The 17,329-nt window shown below is 35.2% G+C and carries 14 protein-coding genes and 2 tRNA genes; 12 read left to right on the top strand and 4 right to left on the bottom strand.

The window, feature by feature from the left end; all coding sequences use genetic code 11:
- Nucleotides 1–67: 67 nt before the first annotated feature.
- From hutX to GA0061081_RS08470, 6 genes are all read left to right on the top strand, one after another.
- Nucleotides 68–568: a heme utilization cystosolic carrier protein HutX gene (hutX, locus tag GA0061081_RS08445; protein ID WP_091349708.1), complete on the top strand. Its 501-nt coding sequence runs from the start codon at nt 68–70 to the stop codon at nt 566–568.
- 18 nt (nt 569–586) lie between these two features.
- Entirely contained in the window at nt 587–1,225 is a 639-nt protein-coding gene (locus GA0061081_RS08450) for an NAD(P)H-binding protein (RefSeq protein ID WP_091349712.1), read from the top strand.
- Nucleotides 1,226–1,264: 39 nt separating this feature from the next.
- On the top strand, nt 1,265–2,266 hold the full coding sequence (locus GA0061081_RS08455; protein WP_245176388.1) for a FecCD family ABC transporter permease: 1,002 nt from the start codon (nt 1,265–1,267) through the stop codon (nt 2,264–2,266).
- 15 nt (nt 2,267–2,281) lie between these two features.
- Complete coding sequence (locus tag GA0061081_RS08460; protein WP_202983801.1) at nt 2,282–3,055, top strand: heme ABC transporter ATP-binding protein; 774 nt, start codon at nt 2,282–2,284, stop codon at nt 3,053–3,055.
- A gap of 84 nt (nt 3,056–3,139) precedes the next feature.
- Entirely contained in the window at nt 3,140–4,141 is a 1,002-nt protein-coding gene (gene zntB / locus GA0061081_RS08465; protein ID WP_167349336.1) for a zinc transporter ZntB, read from the top strand.
- A 71-nt stretch (nt 4,142–4,212) separates the two neighbouring features.
- Nucleotides 4,213–6,105 (top strand): DNA topoisomerase III, encoded by a 1,893-nt coding sequence (locus GA0061081_RS08470; protein WP_091349722.1) that lies wholly within the window; start codon nt 4,213–4,215, stop codon nt 6,103–6,105.
- Between the two features lie 98 nt (nt 6,106–6,203).
- Here GA0061081_RS08470 and GA0061081_RS08475 read toward each other — a convergent pair whose 3' ends face one another.
- Nucleotides 6,204–6,881 (bottom strand): hypothetical protein, encoded by a 678-nt coding sequence (locus GA0061081_RS08475; RefSeq protein WP_091349726.1) that lies wholly within the window; start codon nt 6,879–6,881, stop codon nt 6,204–6,206.
- Between the two features lie 713 nt (nt 6,882–7,594).
- Between GA0061081_RS08475 and mgtA the strand changes: the two genes are divergently transcribed.
- The gene (mgtA, locus tag GA0061081_RS08480; protein ID WP_091349730.1) at nt 7,595–10,303 is read left to right on the top strand and encodes a magnesium-translocating P-type ATPase; all 2,709 of its coding nucleotides are present in this window, start codon (nt 7,595–7,597) and stop codon (nt 10,301–10,303) included.
- Between the two features lie 345 nt (nt 10,304–10,648).
- Here the strand turns inward: mgtA and GA0061081_RS08485 are convergent, their stop codons facing one another.
- On the bottom strand, nt 10,649–10,879 hold the full coding sequence (locus GA0061081_RS08485) for an HP1242/YdcH family protein (RefSeq protein ID WP_065582975.1): 231 nt from the start codon (nt 10,877–10,879) through the stop codon (nt 10,649–10,651).
- 176 nt (nt 10,880–11,055) lie between these two features.
- Here GA0061081_RS08485 and GA0061081_RS08490 point away from each other — a divergent pair, with 176 nt between their 5' ends.
- Nucleotides 11,056–12,576: a helicase HerA-like C-terminal domain-containing protein gene (locus GA0061081_RS08490; RefSeq protein WP_091349734.1), complete on the top strand. Its 1,521-nt coding sequence runs from the start codon at nt 11,056–11,058 to the stop codon at nt 12,574–12,576.
- A gap of 48 nt (nt 12,577–12,624) precedes the next feature.
- Nucleotides 12,625–13,710 (top strand): AI-2E family transporter, encoded by a 1,086-nt coding sequence (locus GA0061081_RS08495; RefSeq protein WP_091349738.1) that lies wholly within the window; start codon nt 12,625–12,627, stop codon nt 13,708–13,710.
- 27 nt (nt 13,711–13,737) lie between these two features.
- Here the strand turns inward: GA0061081_RS08495 and bcp are convergent, their stop codons facing one another.
- Nucleotides 13,738–14,214: a thioredoxin-dependent thiol peroxidase gene (gene bcp / locus GA0061081_RS08500; RefSeq protein ID WP_091349742.1), complete on the bottom strand. Its 477-nt coding sequence runs from the start codon at nt 14,212–14,214 to the stop codon at nt 13,738–13,740.
- A gap of 63 nt (nt 14,215–14,277) precedes the next feature.
- Nucleotides 14,278–15,570, bottom strand: a complete 1,293-nt coding sequence (hemL, locus tag GA0061081_RS08505; protein WP_091349746.1) for a glutamate-1-semialdehyde 2,1-aminomutase — start codon at nt 15,568–15,570, stop codon at nt 14,278–14,280.
- Nucleotides 15,571–15,728: 158 nt separating this feature from the next.
- On the opposite strand from hemL, the gene erpA reads away from it, so the two are divergent.
- The 3 genes from erpA to GA0061081_RS08520 all read left to right on the top strand — a co-directional run bounded on the left by erpA (nt 15,729) and on the right by GA0061081_RS08520 (nt 16,462).
- The gene (erpA, locus tag GA0061081_RS08510; protein ID WP_034914816.1) at nt 15,729–16,067 is read left to right on the top strand and encodes an iron-sulfur cluster insertion protein ErpA; all 339 of its coding nucleotides are present in this window, start codon (nt 15,729–15,731) and stop codon (nt 16,065–16,067) included.
- Nucleotides 16,068–16,279: 212 nt separating this feature from the next.
- Nucleotides 16,280–16,367: transfer RNA gene (locus GA0061081_RS08515), tRNA-Leu, on the top strand.
- Nucleotides 16,368–16,386: 19 nt separating this feature from the next.
- Nucleotides 16,387–16,462, top strand: a tRNA-Gly gene (locus tag GA0061081_RS08520).
- The last annotated feature ends 867 nt before the right edge of the window (nt 16,463–17,329 follow it).

Raw genomic sequence — 17,329 nt, forward strand, 5'->3', positions numbered from 1 at the left:
AATGCCTCATTCCGTTATTAAAAACGCAAAACACCCACATAACATTTCGTAACTAAAGGATCTTATTATGGTAGAAAAACAGTCTCATTTAGCAAATTTAGCTGCTTATATGCAAACCAATCCAGAAGAATTATTAGAAAAAATTGCTCAAGATCATCATGTTACATTGACGCAAGTGATTCAAGCTTTACCCGGTGCAAAAATTGTTGATGGTAGCCATTTTGATGCAATTTGGGATGAAGTGACAACTTGGGGAGAGGTGTTATTTTTAATTCATACCGGTGATGTGATTGCTGAAATTTCGGGTGAATTGCCTTCAGGCTCGCATAGCCAAAAATACTTTAATTTACGTCATCAAAAAGGCCTAAGTGGTCATATCAAAGCAGAACATTGTCAGCACATTGCTTTTATTGAGCGTAACTTTATGAAGATGTCTACCGCATCAATGATATTTCTTAATCATATGGGGCAAGCGATGTTCAAAATCTTTGTTGGTCGTGATGAAAAACATCAACTAAAAGCAGATCAGTTAGAAAAATTTAGAGCATTAGCTAAAAAAATCAATTAATTTTAAGATGTTAATATTATGAAGACATTATTGATTTTTGGTGTAAGTCCTAAACTTGGAACGGGCTATCAAGTTTTGCAGCTAGCAAAGCAAAATTATCCGAATTGGCGTTGCATTGTTTTGGTTCGTGATAATGAGTTTGCTAAACAATTAGCAAATCAAGGCATTGAAACTTATGTTGGTGATGCAACTAATGCTTTGCTTGTGAAATCTTTATGCGAGGTAGCTGGATTGGATGCTACGATTGTGACAACCTTAGGGGGAGAAACAGGAAATTATAAGGCTCAACGAGTAATTATTGATTGCGCCGAGCAAACTGGTATTAAGCAGATGGTTTTGGTAACTTCACTTGGATGTGGCGATTCATGGCCTACGCTATCGACTAAAGCTAAACAAGCTTTTGGTCATGCCGTACGAGAAAAGTCATTAGCTGAACTTTGGTTGCAAACTAGTACGTTAAACTTTGTTATCTTAAGACCAGGTGGACTGCGTGATGGTGAAATGACACAACATGCCGAGTGTTATTATCAGCAAGAAGTTCATGGTTTTGTTTATCGTATTGATTTAGCAAAAATTATTATCGATAAAATTGCTGCTAACCAGTTTGATCATCGCGCTTATAGTGTGGTTGACCCTAGCTTAAAAGTCACTTATTGATTAAATGACATGAAAAATCAACAAAAAAGAGGTTAGTCGGTGCAAAATAATCGTCATTATTCCAATAGCCATCGTTCATTGTTATGGGGATTAACCTGTTTCCTTTTAGCGCTTATTCTGCTTTCTGCTAATTGTGGTGCTTTAAACTTATCTATCACGCATTTAATGAACATGCCATTAGATGATCCATTGTGGAATATTTGGCTCAATATTCGCATGCCAAGAATTATATTAGCAGTTGTTGTTGGTATGGCATTAGCGAGTTCCGGCGCGGTGATGCAAGGCTTGTTTAGGAACCCATTAGCCGATTCTGGCTTATTAGGTATCAGTAGTGGGGCGGCGTTAATGGTTGGGTTATCTATTTTGTTTCCAGCAATCTTTCCTCCTATTATGATGCTTTACGGTAAAATGGTGGCTGCTTTTGTAGGTAGCTTGTTGATTTGCTTATTGATTTATATTTATAGCTTAAACTCGCAATGTAACTTGGCTAAAATGGTTTTATTGGGTGTTGCCATTAATGCCATTATCGGAGCAATAATGGGATGTCTAAGTTATATAGGCGATGAAGTCCAATTACGACAAATCTCATTATGGTCGATGGGCAATTTGGGTAAAGGCTCGTGGGATCTGGTTCTTGTTGCAGTATCATTTATTGCTCCCGCTCTGTTTGCTGTTTTTAAGCTTGCTCATCATCTTAATATTCTTCAACTTGGCGATGAAGATGCACATTATTTAGGCATCAATGTGCAGCGAATAAAACGCTATTTATTATTGCTTTGTGCGGTGTTAATAGGAACATCGGTCGCAGTTAGTGGCATAATCGCTTTTGTTGGGTTAGTTGTTCCCCATATGATTCGATTAAAAGTGGGCGCCAATCATCGTTGGCTATTACCTGCATCAGCATTAGGTGGAGCTTGTTTATTATTGCTTGCTGATACATTTGCAAGGACATTAGTTGCGCCTACCGAAATTCCTGTTGGGCTTTTTACGAGTTTAATTGGTGGTCCTTATTTTCTGTGGCTAATTTTAAAACATAAATAATAGATGGAATCGATTATGTTAATTGCTGAACATTTGACTTTAAGTTATGCAAGCCGCACTTTAATTAATGACGTGTCTTTAACGATAAATGCCGGTGAAATTATGATTATTATTGGGCCAAACGGTGCCGGTAAATCAACACTCTTGCGCTTGTTAACTGGTTATCAAAAGCCATCTTCTGGAGAATGTTATTTATTTAATAGGCCACTATCACAATGGTCAGAAAAACAGTTGTCTCAAGTCAGAACGGTGATGTTGCAACAAAGCCAGTTAACGTTTCCATTTAAAGTAAAAGAAGTGGTTGCTATGGGGCGTTCACCTTATGGTAAAGTTGATTTTAATCAAGCTATGCAAGAAACAATGTTGCAAACGGATTGTTTAAAGTTGGCTGAGCGTGATTACCGTAGCTTATCGGGTGGGGAGCAGCAGCGTGTGCAGTTAGCTAGAGTTTTAGCTCAATTATGGCAACCCAAACCGACTGAAAAATTACTTTTTTTAGATGAACCCACCTCAGCGCTTGATTTATATCACCAACAACAGACCTTAAGATTATTAAAACAACTTGCTCATAAGCAGAAATTGGCGGTATGTTGTGTTTTGCATGATCTCAATTTAGCAGCATTATATGCTGATAAAATCTTATTAATTAATCAGGGTAAAATTGTTGAACAAGGTACACCTAAAGACGTTTTGACATCGGATAATATCCATCGCTGGTATGGGGTTGAGTTGGGTATTTATCATCACCCTGATAATTCTTGTGTCCCTCAAGTCTATTTAATGCCTTAAGAAAAATAAATAAACACTAATTGGTGACTCCATTTTAAGCTAGATTCAGTATATAATTTGCAAAAACAACAAATGGGATCGATAATGACTAATCAAAATAGTGTAAATTCTATTTCTGTTTCACATCTTCTAGAGGCTCAACCGGCTTTCTGCTGTCAGCTAGATGGTAAAGGCAGAGCAATACCGCTTAATGAACAGAGCACTCCTTCAGTTTCGCAACCATTTTGGATTCATTTAGATTTCGCTAAACAAGAAACCGTCAACTGGATAAATACCACAAATCTTGTGCCTGATTTGATTAAAAACGAGTTAGTAAAACCAAACCAAATATCCAAAGAAATTCGTTTTGAATCAGGGGTTTTAGTCGTGTTAAAAGGCGTTAACTTTATTCCTAATGAACTTCCCGATCCTATTGTTACTTTTCGTTTTTTTATTACTGATAACATGATCATTTCAACCCGACATCAAGAAATTGCGGCTATTGCGGAATTAAAAGATCATTTAGAACAAGGCATTGGACCGGTTGATGTGGCTGATTGGTTGATTCAAATGTCTGATTTAATTAGTGATCAAGTTAATCTGTCTTTTGATAGTGTTCATAATAAAATTATTAAGTTAGAAGATGCTGTGTTAAATCAACGTATCTTTTCTTATAAAGAAATAGGTCGAGTCCGTAAACAATTGATTGTCTTACGTCGATTATTATCGCCACAACGTGATATTTTTGTGAAGATTTCAACTGAACGGATATCATGGATTGATGATAATGATCGTCAGCGATTACACGATATTTCTTATCAACAAAACCATTATGTCTCTGATATTGATAGCTGTTTATTACGAATAGCCTCAATCATGGAGCAGATCAATAGCTTCTTGGCTGAATCGACCAATAAACGAATTTACTTAATGTCACTATTCACTATTATTTTTACGCCGATTACTTTTTTAACCAGTTTACTGGGGGTCAATTTAGCCGGTATTCCTTTTAGTGGGGAAGGGTGGTCTTTTGCTGGATTAATATTATTGCTTGTTGTCATTTGTATTGTTTCAGTCATTTGGCTTAAATATAAAAAGTGGTGGTAATTAGATTCATATTTTTAGAAAAATGAATAATAGCTTATACCTTTTGGAATTTTTAATGAACAATCATTCTTATGCAATCTAATCAGTCCTATCGCTTATTTATCGCCGAAAAACCTAGCTTAGCTCGGGCTATTGCTGATGTCTTACCTAAACCTCATCAAAAGGGCAATGGCTTTATTAAAGCAAGTAATGGCGATGTTGTGAGCTGGTGTATTGGGCATCTATTAGAGCAAGCCACTCCAGAAATCTATGATCCTCGTTATAAAAAATGGGCGATTAACGATTTACCTATCGTACCCGAACAATGGATATTAATGCCAAAAGACAATACCAAAAAGCAATTTAATATTCTGGTGGATCTGATTAAATCCGCCGATCAAATTGTACACGCAGGTGACCCAGACAGAGAAGGGCAGTTATTAGTTGATGAAGTCTTAAATTATTGTCAACTACCGCCAGATAAACGTAAAGCAATACAACGATGTTTGATTAGCGATTTAAATGCCAGCGCTGTTGAAAAGTCATTACAACAGTTGCGTAGTAATCAAGATTTTATCCCTTTATCCACTTCTGCATTAGCAAGGGCTCGAGCAGATTGGCTTTATGGCATTAATATGAGCCGGCTTTGTACTATTGTTGGGCAAAAAAATGGTTATCGCGGCGTGTTATCAATAGGGCGAGTACAAACGCCTATTTTAGGGTTAGTCGTTAGGCGAGATTTAGAGATAGCACAATTTGTACCCAAACCGTTTTATGAAGTATTTGCCGTGTTACAAACCAAAGATAATGAAACATTTAAAGCGAAATGGCAACCCAGCGAAGCTTGCTCGCCTTATCAGGATGAAGAAGGGCGCGTATTAGTTAAAAAATTAGCTGAAAATGTTTGCCAGCGTATTAATAATCAATCTGGAACAATTGACAAAGTCAGTAATAAAAAGAAAGAACTGGCGCCACCGATGCCATTTAATTTATCTACATTGCAAATTGAAATGGCAAAAAAGAATGGATTGAGTGCTCAAGAAGTACTTGATATTTGCCAATCGTTATATGAAAAACACAAATTAATTACCTATCCAAGGTCGGATTGTCGATTTTTACCTGAAGAGCATTTAAAACAAATTACAGGCGTAAAGTCCGCCATTGAAAATAATTGCCCTGAACTACAAACCGCTATTGGTGATGCTGATTTTGCATTACGTTCCAAGGCTTGGAATGATAAAAAAGTTGAAGCACACCACGCCATTATTCCAACGTTGCGCAAAGCTAGAATGGAAAACTTAACTGATAACGAAAAAGCAGTGTATCAAGTTGTGGCAACGCAATATTTAGCTCAATTTTACCCAACTTATAAATATGCTGAGTTGCAAATTGATGTTGATATTCAAGGCGGTAAATTTGTTTCTAAAGCTAACCAAATGCTTGACGAAGGTTGGAAGGTTTTGTTTAGAAGTAAAAATAATCAAGTTGAAGCCGATACAGATGGTAATGAAAATAATGGTTTATTAACTAAATTAGTTAAAAAGGGCGAAACTGTGCAATGTATTGATACCGAACTGGTTAGTAAAGAAACTCAACCGCCAAGACCGTTTACTGATGCAACATTATTGTCTGCAATGACGGGAATTGCCCGATTTGTTAAAGATCCTGAAATCAAAAAAATATTGCGTGAAACCGATGGACTAGGCACCGAAGCAACTAGAGCGGGCATTATTGAATTGTTATTTAAACGCCAGTTTTTAACTCGCCAAGGCAAGGCAATTCGCGCAACTGATGTGGGTAAAAATCTTATTTTATCTCTCCCCGATATCATGTCGATGCCTGACATGACAGCGCATTGGGAATTACAATTAGACGAAATTAGTAAGAAAGCATTTTCATACCAGCAGTTTATGCATCAACTTAACTCGTCGCTGTTAGATCTTGTTAATCAGTTAAAAAATGCAAGGTTGAATATTCGAGCCTAGACGCTATATAAAAATAAGATGAGATATTATCATATCCATTTTGTCGATTAATACACTATATTAGCGCCAATTAATAATGTTATTAAGTTGCCGTTGGGCTATTTTTCTGGTTCCGTTATTTCGTCTATCATTGCGGCGTTCATGTTATTTTTATCTTTTATTATTTTGGCTAATTCGTTATTTGCTCTTTGTAAAAAGGCTTTGTCTTTTACAATTAAAAGATATGTTTTGAATCGCTTTATTGGGGTTAGTGCAAAGCGAAACAGTGCGATGATAATGATAAAAACAGTTAAAATAGCAACAATAATATTAATTATCAAAGAAGAGCTAAAGATTGTGACTATATTAGAAAACAAGATAACAAAGGCAAATATAAATGCCGTACCACTAAGTATAACTTCTTTAATTAAATAAGGTTTAAGTGGTATTATGTGATTTTTTGTTATACTAAAATAGTGTGTTAATGAATCTAGCTGAGTCAGTTCAATAATGTTATGAACGTCAGCGTTAATTAGCGAAATAGCGATACGTTCTTTATTTATACCCCCTGCTTTATAAAAGCAAACTTTGTTCCATATAAGTTTCTTTTTAATATTATTTAAAAATTCTGTTTTATATTGAGGGTGAGGTGTCTTTTCCAAAATATCGGTATATTTAATAATATTGTCAAAACCATCATTTTGAGGGCGTTTTTTATACATAAATGCGATAAAGGAAAGCACAAAAATAATGATCAAATTGAACCAATTATCATGGAGTAATTCCGAAATTTCCATTTAAAATATTCTCACTAATTAATCGTGCTGTGATTGTAACCTATATTAGGTAAGTGGGGTATCAATTCTATATTAAAATGAAGGTAAAAATAGCGATAAGTGCTGTTTTTTTATAATTGTTCTCCTCTTTTTTGTTTTATGGGTTGACTTCTGTTTCAGAAAAGCGTATAAAATGCCCGCCTTTAAAGCTTTTCTTCCTTTTTTAGCTATTATGGAAGTTAAAAATGAGGGTGAAGGAAAGTTAAAATATAAAGTGAAGAGTTCAATTTACAGGAGAAATATGGACACTCAATCGGGTCACCCCAAAATGAGGGGAGACAATTTTAAACACATCATTATCGGTTAATGAACCTGTCTAAATCACCATTTTTTCAGTTCACAAGCCGAAATTGATAAAACGGTAATGGTGAACGATATGCATTTTTTTACACGCTATCACACAAACTCAAAACATCAATGCGCACAAAGCTTAATGTTGCGTGTTTTACATCTTTCAGAAAAACATTTAGAACCACCGAGTTGTATCTAAATTCTTAATTAATTCTATTTGCTAATTAAATTTAATGCTCAGCACTAGCTATACAAAATAGCTTTACGGGCTAGTTTTGCTATGCAATAAAATTTTAGCTCATCATAAAATTTAATAACTTATCGTTACTTGGTAACAATGAGTTGGCATACCTTTGTCAAAATTATGAATATAGGTACTCGAGATGACAAAAACTACATCAAAAAATAAAGCACAAAATAGTGCAGATATTAAAGCTATCAATGAGGCACAAAGCAGCCTTGATAGTATTTTATCTAAATTCCAATCTAGCCTTTCAGGACTAACACAAGAAAGTGCTAAATCGAGAATTGAACAATATGGTAAAAACGAAGTCGCACGTGAAAAAGTACCCTCAATTCTAGTGCAATTATTAATGGCATTTAATAACCCATTTATATTTGTATTATTAGCATTAGCTAGTGTCAGTTTTGTGACCGATTTTTGGTTGCCTTTGCAAAATGGTGAAGAAACTGATTTAACTGGGATTATTATTATCCTAACCATGGTATCGCTTAGTGGATTATTACGTTTTTGGCAGGAGTTTAGATCAAACAAAGCGGCTGAAGCCTTAAAATCAATGATTCGCACAACAGCAACCGTGTTGCGTCGTGCACATAAAGATATGACTCCAGAGCGCATTGAGATTCCATTAAGTGAAATAGTTCCGGGGGATATTGTTTATTTATCAGCAGGCGACATGATCCCAGCGGATATCCGATTAATTGAATCTAGGGATTTATTTGTTAGCCAAGCGGTACTTACTGGCGAATCCATTCCTGTTGAAAAGTATGACACCTTAGGTGCAGTAACGCAAAAAACGACCGATAATATCGAAAAATCAGATCTTAACAAAGATAATGTGCTTGATGTTAATAACATCTGTTTTATGGGGACTAACGTTGTCAGTGGAACCGCAACAGCTATCGTGGTTGCAACCGGTGCTGATACGCATTTTGGCTCATTAGCAAAATCAATTGTTGGATCACGTGCTGAAACTTCATTTGATCGTGGTGTTAACAGTGTTAGTTGGTTGCTTATTCGCTTTATGCTAATCATGGTGCCAATTGTCTTTTTTATTAATGGCTTTTCAAAAAACGATTGGGGCGATGCGGCTCTCTTTGCATTAGCCGTTGCGGTTGGTTTAACGCCTGAAATGTTACCAATGATCGTCAGTGCTAACCTAGCCAAAGGTGCAGTTGGTATGGCAAAACGTAAAGTTGTCGTTAAACGACTTAACGCTATCCAAAATTTTGGCGCGATGGACATTTTATGTACCGATAAAACAGGCACCTTAACGCAAGATAAAATTATTTTAGAACATCACCTTGATATAAAGGGGCAAGTTGATTCCTCTGTTTTAGAACTCGCTTGGCTTAACAGCTATTATCAAAGTGGTATGAAAAACTTAATGGATAAAGCGATCATCCGTTTTACTGAAGAAAAGACCAACATGAAAAAGGTGGGTGTTGGTTTATACAAAAAAATTGATGAGTTACCGTTTGATTTTGTACGTCGTCGTTTATCGGTGGTTGTGCAAAATGGCAGTGATAACCATTTGATGATTTGCAAAGGCGCAGTTGAAGAAATGCTATCTATTGCTAGTCATGTTTATGAAAATGGCGAATACTTACCGTTAGACGATAAACGCAAACAAGCGTTAATTGCACTTGCCCATGACTACAACAAAGATGGTTTTAGAGTGTTAGCGGTTGGTATAAAAGACATTCCTGCTAGCGAAACAAAAGAACAATACACAGTACAAGACGAAACAGCACTTGCTATTCGTGGCTTTTTAACCTTTTTAGATCCACCAAAAGAAAGCGCTTTCGAGGCAATTTCAGCATTGAATGAACATGGTGTCGGCGTTAAAGTCTTAACCGGTGATAACGAAATTATCACCATCAAAGTGTGTCGAGAAGTTGGTTTAGAGCCTGGTATTCCACTGCTTGGTGCTGAAATTGAAAAAATGGATGATGCTGAGCTCAAAACACAAATTGAACAACGTACTATTTTTGCTAAATTAACTCCACTGCAAAAATCGCGAATTATCCGATTATTGCAAGATAACGGTCATACCGTTGGCTTTTTAGGGGATGGCATAAACGATGCACCGGCACTGCGCGATGCTGATGTAGGGATTTCGGTCGATACTGCAACTGATATTGCTAAAGAATCTGCCGATATTATTCTGCTTGAAAAGAGTCTAATGGTATTAGAAGAAGGTGTAATATGCGGCCGCGAAACTTTTGGTAATATTATGAAATATCTAAATATGACCGCAAGTTCGAATTTTGGTAATATTTTCTCAGTATTAGTGGCTAGTGCGTTTCTACCGTTTTTGCCTATGCTAGCGATACATTTACTTATTCAAAACTTACTGTATGATATTTCTCAACTCTCATTACCATGGGACAAAATGGACGATGAGTTTTTACAAAAACCACGCAAATGGGATGCGCTAAATATTAGACGTTTTATGATTTGGATTGGACCAACATCGTCTATTTTTGATATCACAACTTATGCACTAATGTGGTTTGTATTTAGTGCAAACAGTATTGAAGCGCAATCGCTGTTTCATTCAGGCTGGTTTATTGAAGGGTTATTGTCACAAACATTGGTGGTGCACATGCTTAGAACACAAAAAATTCCATTTGTGCAAAGCACTGCGGCATTTCCTGTTATTGTGATGACAATGTTAATTATGGCTGTGGGGATTTATATTCCGTTTTCTTCACTGGGTGGATTAATTGGTTTACAACCATTACCTTGGTCATATTTTCCATGGCTTTTAGCAACCCTATTTAGTTATTGCTGTGTTGCTCAGTTGATGAAACGGATTTATATTAAACGCTTCGGTCAATGGTTTTAATTTAACCATAATACAGCGTATTACCAATAATGCTAAGCGATATCAACGTCGCTTAGCAATTTTAAAATTTATATAGTAAAAGTTATTAAAAATTAATTTATTAACCATATAATTATAACAAAAAAGGAAATAATCTATGAAAACACCACATAAAAATTTAATTATGTTAATCAAAAGCCGAAAACAAAAAAAAGCTCAAGAACAATTAAGAAATTAAAACCAAAATGGTGAATACAAACAATTAGGTTAACAGATAATAAAAACCCCAGTTATTGGGGTTTTTATTTGTGTTAGTTTTAAGTGATAACAAGTCTATTAATTAAAATGTTTACAAGTGATACTTGATTATAAATTTAAATGAGTATCAGATGCTTTTCTTAAAATTTCATAAATTTCATCTTTAATTTTAAGTTTTTGTTTTTTTAGTGCCTCTATCGTTTCGGTAGTATTGACAATAATTCCAGATTCAATGTTTTTAATTTTTTGATCGAGCTCATTATGTTGATCAAACAATTTTTGAAAACGTAAATCGGTATTTTTTAATTTAGAAATGATTTCTCGATATTCTGGAAACATAGTGCCTCCTTATATAGGCTAGATAGAATAATAACAATAGCAGCTATTGCTAATTCAGAATACAATATTATAAGCCATTTTAATAGAGAAATTGTTTTATAGCATAATTGTTCCTATAACAGATTTGCTCCTATAACAATGCAATTTTTATCATAAAATTAATAAGGGGTTAATTTATGAGTGAATCGATTGTAATTGCTAAAAGCCAAGGTAAAGATTTATCTATTATAGCTGCATTAGCTAATCGTCATGGTTTAATTACTGGCGCAACGGGTACTGGCAAAACTGTTACATTACAAAAAATGGCCGAAGGTTTTTCAAAAATAGGTGTGCCGGTCTTTCTTGCTGATGTTAAAGGTGATCTAACAGGAATAGGTGAAAAGGGTATATTATCTGACAAACTACAAGCCCGCTTAGCCAGCATTGAGGTTGATAACTGGCAACCAGATTCGTCACCAATTGAACTATGGGATGTCTTTGCTGAAAAAGGAATACCTGTTCGCAGTACCGTATCAGATATAGGACCGATTTTACTTGGTCGATTACTTGATTTAAATGACGTTCAAGCAGGCGTGTTACAGTTGGCATTTAAAATTGCGGATGATAACGGCTTACTATTAATTGATTTCAAAGATCTTCGAGCATTAATTCAATTTGTAGGCGATAACGCCAAAAAATTTACTACACAATACGGAAACATTTCGCTATCGTCAATTGGTGCAATCCAACGCGGATTGTTAACACTCGAACAACAAGGTGCCGAATTCTTCTTTGGAGAACCCATGCTTGATATCCAAGATTTAATTCACGTTAATTCTGAAGGTCATGGCATAGTTAACATATTATCGGCCAATAAATTATATAACTCGCCTAAATTATATTCAGTTTTTTTATTATGGTTATTGTCAGAACTTTTTGAACATTTGCCAGAAGTTGGTGATCTTGACAAACCTAAACTTGTCTTCTTTTTTGACGAAGCTCACTTACTTTTTAATGATATTTCGCCTGCATTATTAGAAAAAATAGAACAAGTGGTGCGTTTAATTCGCTCTAAAGGTGTAGGCATTTATTTTGCCTCGCAAAATCCAAACGATATTCCCGACACGGTTTTAGGGCAATTAGGTAATCGTGTACAGCATGCTTTACGCGCATTTACCCCTAAAGACCAAAAGGCTGTAAAAACAGCAGCCCAAACCATGCGTGCTAACCCAAGCTTTGATACCGAAAAAGCAATCATGGAGCTCGGTGTTGGCGAAGCACTTATTTCGTTTTTAGATGAAAAAGGTCGCCCAAACATGGTTGAACGAGGCTATATTATTGCTCCAAGTTCCAAAATGGGGGCAATGTCGCCAGATAATCAATCATCTATTATGCATCAATCTCATTTTTACAATAAATATGCGCAGAGCTTAGATCGACAATCGGCTTATGAAATATTAAAAGATGGATTTTCATTAGATGGCATGCGTAACCAAAATGCCAATAATAGTGCCCAAAAAAGTGATGATAATATCAATAAACAAAATAATGGTGGATTGCTTAATTTTCTAAGTACGCTGCTTTTTGGCTCTAAAGGTCCCAAAGGTGGGCAACATGATGGCATTACCCAACAAATAGCCAAAAGCGCAACAAGACAAGTTGTTAATCAAATAGGCAAACAGATCACCCGTGGCATATTGGGTGGCTTAAAAAAATAGTTAAACTAAATTTATAGCTTAAAATATCAGTAAAGTAGGAGAATTTTAATGTTAAAAATGTTTATTGAATGGTACAAAAAGCGCTTTAGTGATCCGCATGTTGTATCGTTAATGGCGGTTATTATTGGTTTATTTATTATAATCTATTTTTTCAATAAAATTCTTCTGCCTGTTTTTATTGCTATTGTGCTTTCTTATTTGCTTGATAGTCCGGTTAACTTTTTACACAAAAAAAATATTCCAAGAACACTATCTGTTGTGATCGTTTTACTGCTTTTTATCATGGTGGTATTGGTCGGATTTATGATCTTATTGCCGCTAATTTGGCAACAAAGTATCAGCTTGATCACCAATATTCCAAACATGCTAAATTTTGCTAATAATTTTTTAACCACATTGCCTGAACACTATCCCGAATTAATCGATGTCGGCTTATTCGATTCGGTGCTTCAAGGTATTACTGAAAAAGTTGTACAAACGGGTAATTCATTACTGCAGTTTTCAATTGTCTCTTTATTAGGGTTAGTTTCTGTTGCGATTAATGCAGTATTAATACCAATTATGATGTTCTTTTTATTAAAAGATAAAGCCAAAATATGGGGATATTGCTCAAAAATCTTACCTAAAAACCGCACAATTCTAAATAAAGTTGCTATTGAAATGGATATGCAAATATCCAATTATATTGTTGGCAATGTACTACATATTATTATTTTAACGATTTGTGTTTATATTCCTTTTTGGTATTTTGGCTTAGATTATGGGCTCTTATTAGCAGTGATTGTTGGCTTATCTGTATTGGTGCCTTATGTGGGTATTATTATTTCAAGTATCCCCGTTGTCCTTATAGCACTCTTTCAATGGGGATTCACTGCTCAATTTGGTTATTTATTGTTTTTCTATATTCTAATACAAGCGTTAGACGGCAACTTACTCGTGCCTTGTTTATTTTCTGAAAAACTCAATTTGCATCCATTAGTTATTATTTTAGCTGTGATTGTATTTGGTGGTTTATGGGGATTTTGGGGAATATTTTTTGCAATACCATTAGCGACATTAGTCAAAGCAATCATAAATGCTTGGCCAAAACAGGACGAATTAAATAACGCAAATGGTGAATTAAAAGCAGATTAATGGCTAATCTGCTTTTATTCAAAGTAATTATTTGACGTGTTTTTTAAGATAATCTAAAACCACTTCATGATGATTAGCTGTTTTAAAATCATCAAATACTTTTTCGATTTTTCCGTCTTTACCAATTAAAAAGCTAATACGGTGAATACCATCATAGGTTTTTCCCATAAACTCTTTTTCGCCCCAAGTACCAAATGCTTGGGCGACTTCGTGATTTTCGTCAGAAAGTAATGTAAAATTTAACAGCTCTTTTTCAATAAATCGAGATAGCTTTTCAGGTTTGTCTGTACTAATACCAAGGATCACAACATTATACTTTTTTAATTCATCAGAACAATCGCGTAAATTACATGCTTGTACAGTGCAACCCGGGGTCATTGCTTTTGGGTAAAAATAAATTAAAACACGGTGACCTTTAAAGTCCTTCAAGCTTACTAGCTCCCCATCTTGGTCTGGCAACGAAAACTGAGGTGCTTTTTCACCTTCTTTAAGTGGATTAACCATATGATTATTACCTATTTTAATAGTTTAATTTTCTTTTTGGATATATAAAACAGTGTCATATTTTTAAGCTAAGTTACTAAAAAAACGACTTGCAGCCTCAATTGTGTGATTGATCTCTTTATCTGTATGTTTAAGTGACATGAATCCCGCTTCGAAAGCTGACGGTGCAAAATAAACACCTTCCGTTAGCATATGATGATAGAATTTTTTGAATAATTCAACATCACACCGCATCACATCTTGATAACTGGTCACTTCGGAAGCAGTTGTAAAAAATACCCCAAACATCGCCCCTGCATAATTCACCACTAATGGCACATTATACTTTTTAGCTGCTGCTAATAAACCATCGGCAAGTGCTGCAGTTTTATTTTCTAGCTCCTGATATATACCGACTTCCATCAACTTCGTTAACGTTGCATATCCAGCTGCCATTGCAACAGGATTACCTGAAAGGGTCCCGGCTTGGTATATTGGACCCGTTGGCGCTAGTTGCATCATAATATCCGCACGACCACCAAATGCCCCAACAGGCATACCGCCACCAATAATTTTTCCTAAACAAGTCAAATCGGGCACTACATCATAATAATCTTGAGCACCACCAAGCGCGACTCTAAACCCCGTCATCACTTCATCAATAATCAATAAAGCACCATACTGATTACAAAGTTCACGCAATCCTTGCAAAAACTCTTTTTTGGCAGGTACACAGTTCATATTTCCGGCGACAGGTTCAATAATAATGGCAGCAATATCGTTAGGATATTGCTCAAATTGCTTTTTAACTGACTCTAAATTGTTATAATCACAAACTAAGGTATGCTTAACAAAATCGTTAGGTACACCAGGAGAAGTTGGGTGACCAAACGTAAGAGCACCAGATCCTGCCTTAACTAACAAATAGTCGGCATGTCCGTGATAACACCCCTCAAATTTAATAATCTTATCGCGCCCTGTAAAACCACGAGCAACACGAATGGCGCTCATAGTAGCCTCGGTTCCCGAATTTACCATTCTCACCATTTCAATAGAAGGCATTAATTGTGTCACTAAATTGGCAACTTTGGTTTCAATTTCGGTTGGTGCTCCATAACTTAAACCATTACGCACCGCATTAATTACCGCATTGGCAACATCGGGATCGTTATGCCCAAGGATCATCGGCCCCCAAGAACCGACATAATCAATATAAGCTTTATTATCCACATCATAAATATATGCACCGTTTGCGCGCTCAATAAATAAAGGCGTACCACCTACACCATTAAATGCACGAACAGGTGAATTAACGCCACCAGGCATAACGGATAGTGCTTGATGATAAAGCTTTTCTGATTTGAAATTGTTTTGCATAACTGAGATGATCTCTCTATAAAAATTTGTTGTATTTATTCATAAAATCAAAATAAATTCAAGCCAACTAACAAAATTTATTCGATAGAAGTTTTCTATTTTGTATTTTCATTTAGCAAGGGTATATAATACAAAGATCAATATATTAGGAGAAGAATATGAGCGATGCTTTACCAATCAACTTTACTGATGCAGCAGCCAATAAAGTAAAATCATTAGTAACAGAAGAAGAAAACCCAAACTTAAAATTAAGGGTGTACATAACTGGTGGTGGCTGTAGTGGATTTCAGTATGGGTTTACTTTCGATGAAAAAGTAAATGAAGATGATCTCGCTATCGAAAAAAATGGCGTATCACTAGTTATCGATCCCATGAGCTTACAATATCTCGTTGGTGGCACAATCGATTATGTAGAAGGCTTACAAGGTTCTCGCTTTGTGGTTGATAATCCTAATGCAACAACAACGTGTGGTTGTGGCTCATCTTTTAGTGTTTAAGTCATATTTAAGTTTTTTAGAACGCTAATAATTATTGTTAAGCAACACATCAGAATTTTTAACTGTTAAGCGGGATAGGTGAATAAACCCACAAAATGTGACAAACATTGAGCAGTTAGATAATAATTTAAATTTTTTTGTTGACGGCAAATTTAAGATGGGTAAAATGCACAGCATTCAAAACGCAATTACCTTTCGGTAATAAGTTTTGAGCCCGGGTGGTGAAATCGGTAGACACAAGGGATTTAAAATCCCTCGGCCTTTTTGGCCGTGCGAGTTCAAGTCTCGCCCCGGGCACCATTCAACAAACACCTCTTACGCGGGAATAGCTCAGTTGGTAGAGCACGACCTTGCCAAGGTCGGGGTCGCGAGTTCGAACCTCGTTTCCCGCTCCAATATAAAATCGATCTTAGTTCATTAGAATTTATAAAACAAGTTATATCAATGTTTAAATGTGATTTTACTTTCCAAGATAGAACAGAGTAATTCAGTGATACTCAAAAAATTAGCCCACAATTCATACCAAACAATTTCTAAGTTTTTGGGTATGTAATAATTTAGCAATAGGAAAACGCCGAGTTGTTTACACTTCATGATTAAAATAATCCTTTAAAAACGCATAAGGCGTTTTTCCTGAAATCGCCTTATGCGATTTAACGCTATTATAATAGTTAATAGATCGCTTAAGTTTTGTTGCCTATCTTTTGAATTGTTAAATATTGGTTGATGATGCCACATCGCAATTCAAAGTTCGTATCACTCTTTCCGCTTTGCCATTCGTTTGTGGGCAGGCTGGTTTGGTAAATTTTTGATTGATATTATAGTTTATTACCTGTTTTAACAAATAGGTGTTTACTTGTGCCTTGATATTCACGTCCATTATCGGAATAAATACATTAAATAGTATATTATTCTTCATCAATAAAATTTATTAACTCATTAAATTTAAAATAATTTCACGTTGAAACGGTATAGAATCCTGAATATTTTTAACAAAAATTGTGCTTTTTTAATAAAGAAATACTTTGTTTTATTGCTAACTATGTATAACTATAAGAAATTTAAAGATTAATTGGTAGAATAAAAAAGCGTCATATTCTTTATCTTATTTTTAATATTAATTTAATAAAAACAATGTTTTATAAAATAATTGTTATTTTAAGAATAATTAAAAAAGTTGGTAGAAATTTAAACTAAAATATTTTAATTATAAAACAAAATGTTATAATTGGTCTGTTCCCTATGCACATAGGGATAAACCG

It is taken from the genome of Gilliamella bombicola (assembly GCF_900094945.1).
GTDB lineage: Bacteria > Pseudomonadota > Gammaproteobacteria > Enterobacterales > Orbaceae > Gilliamella > Gilliamella bombicola.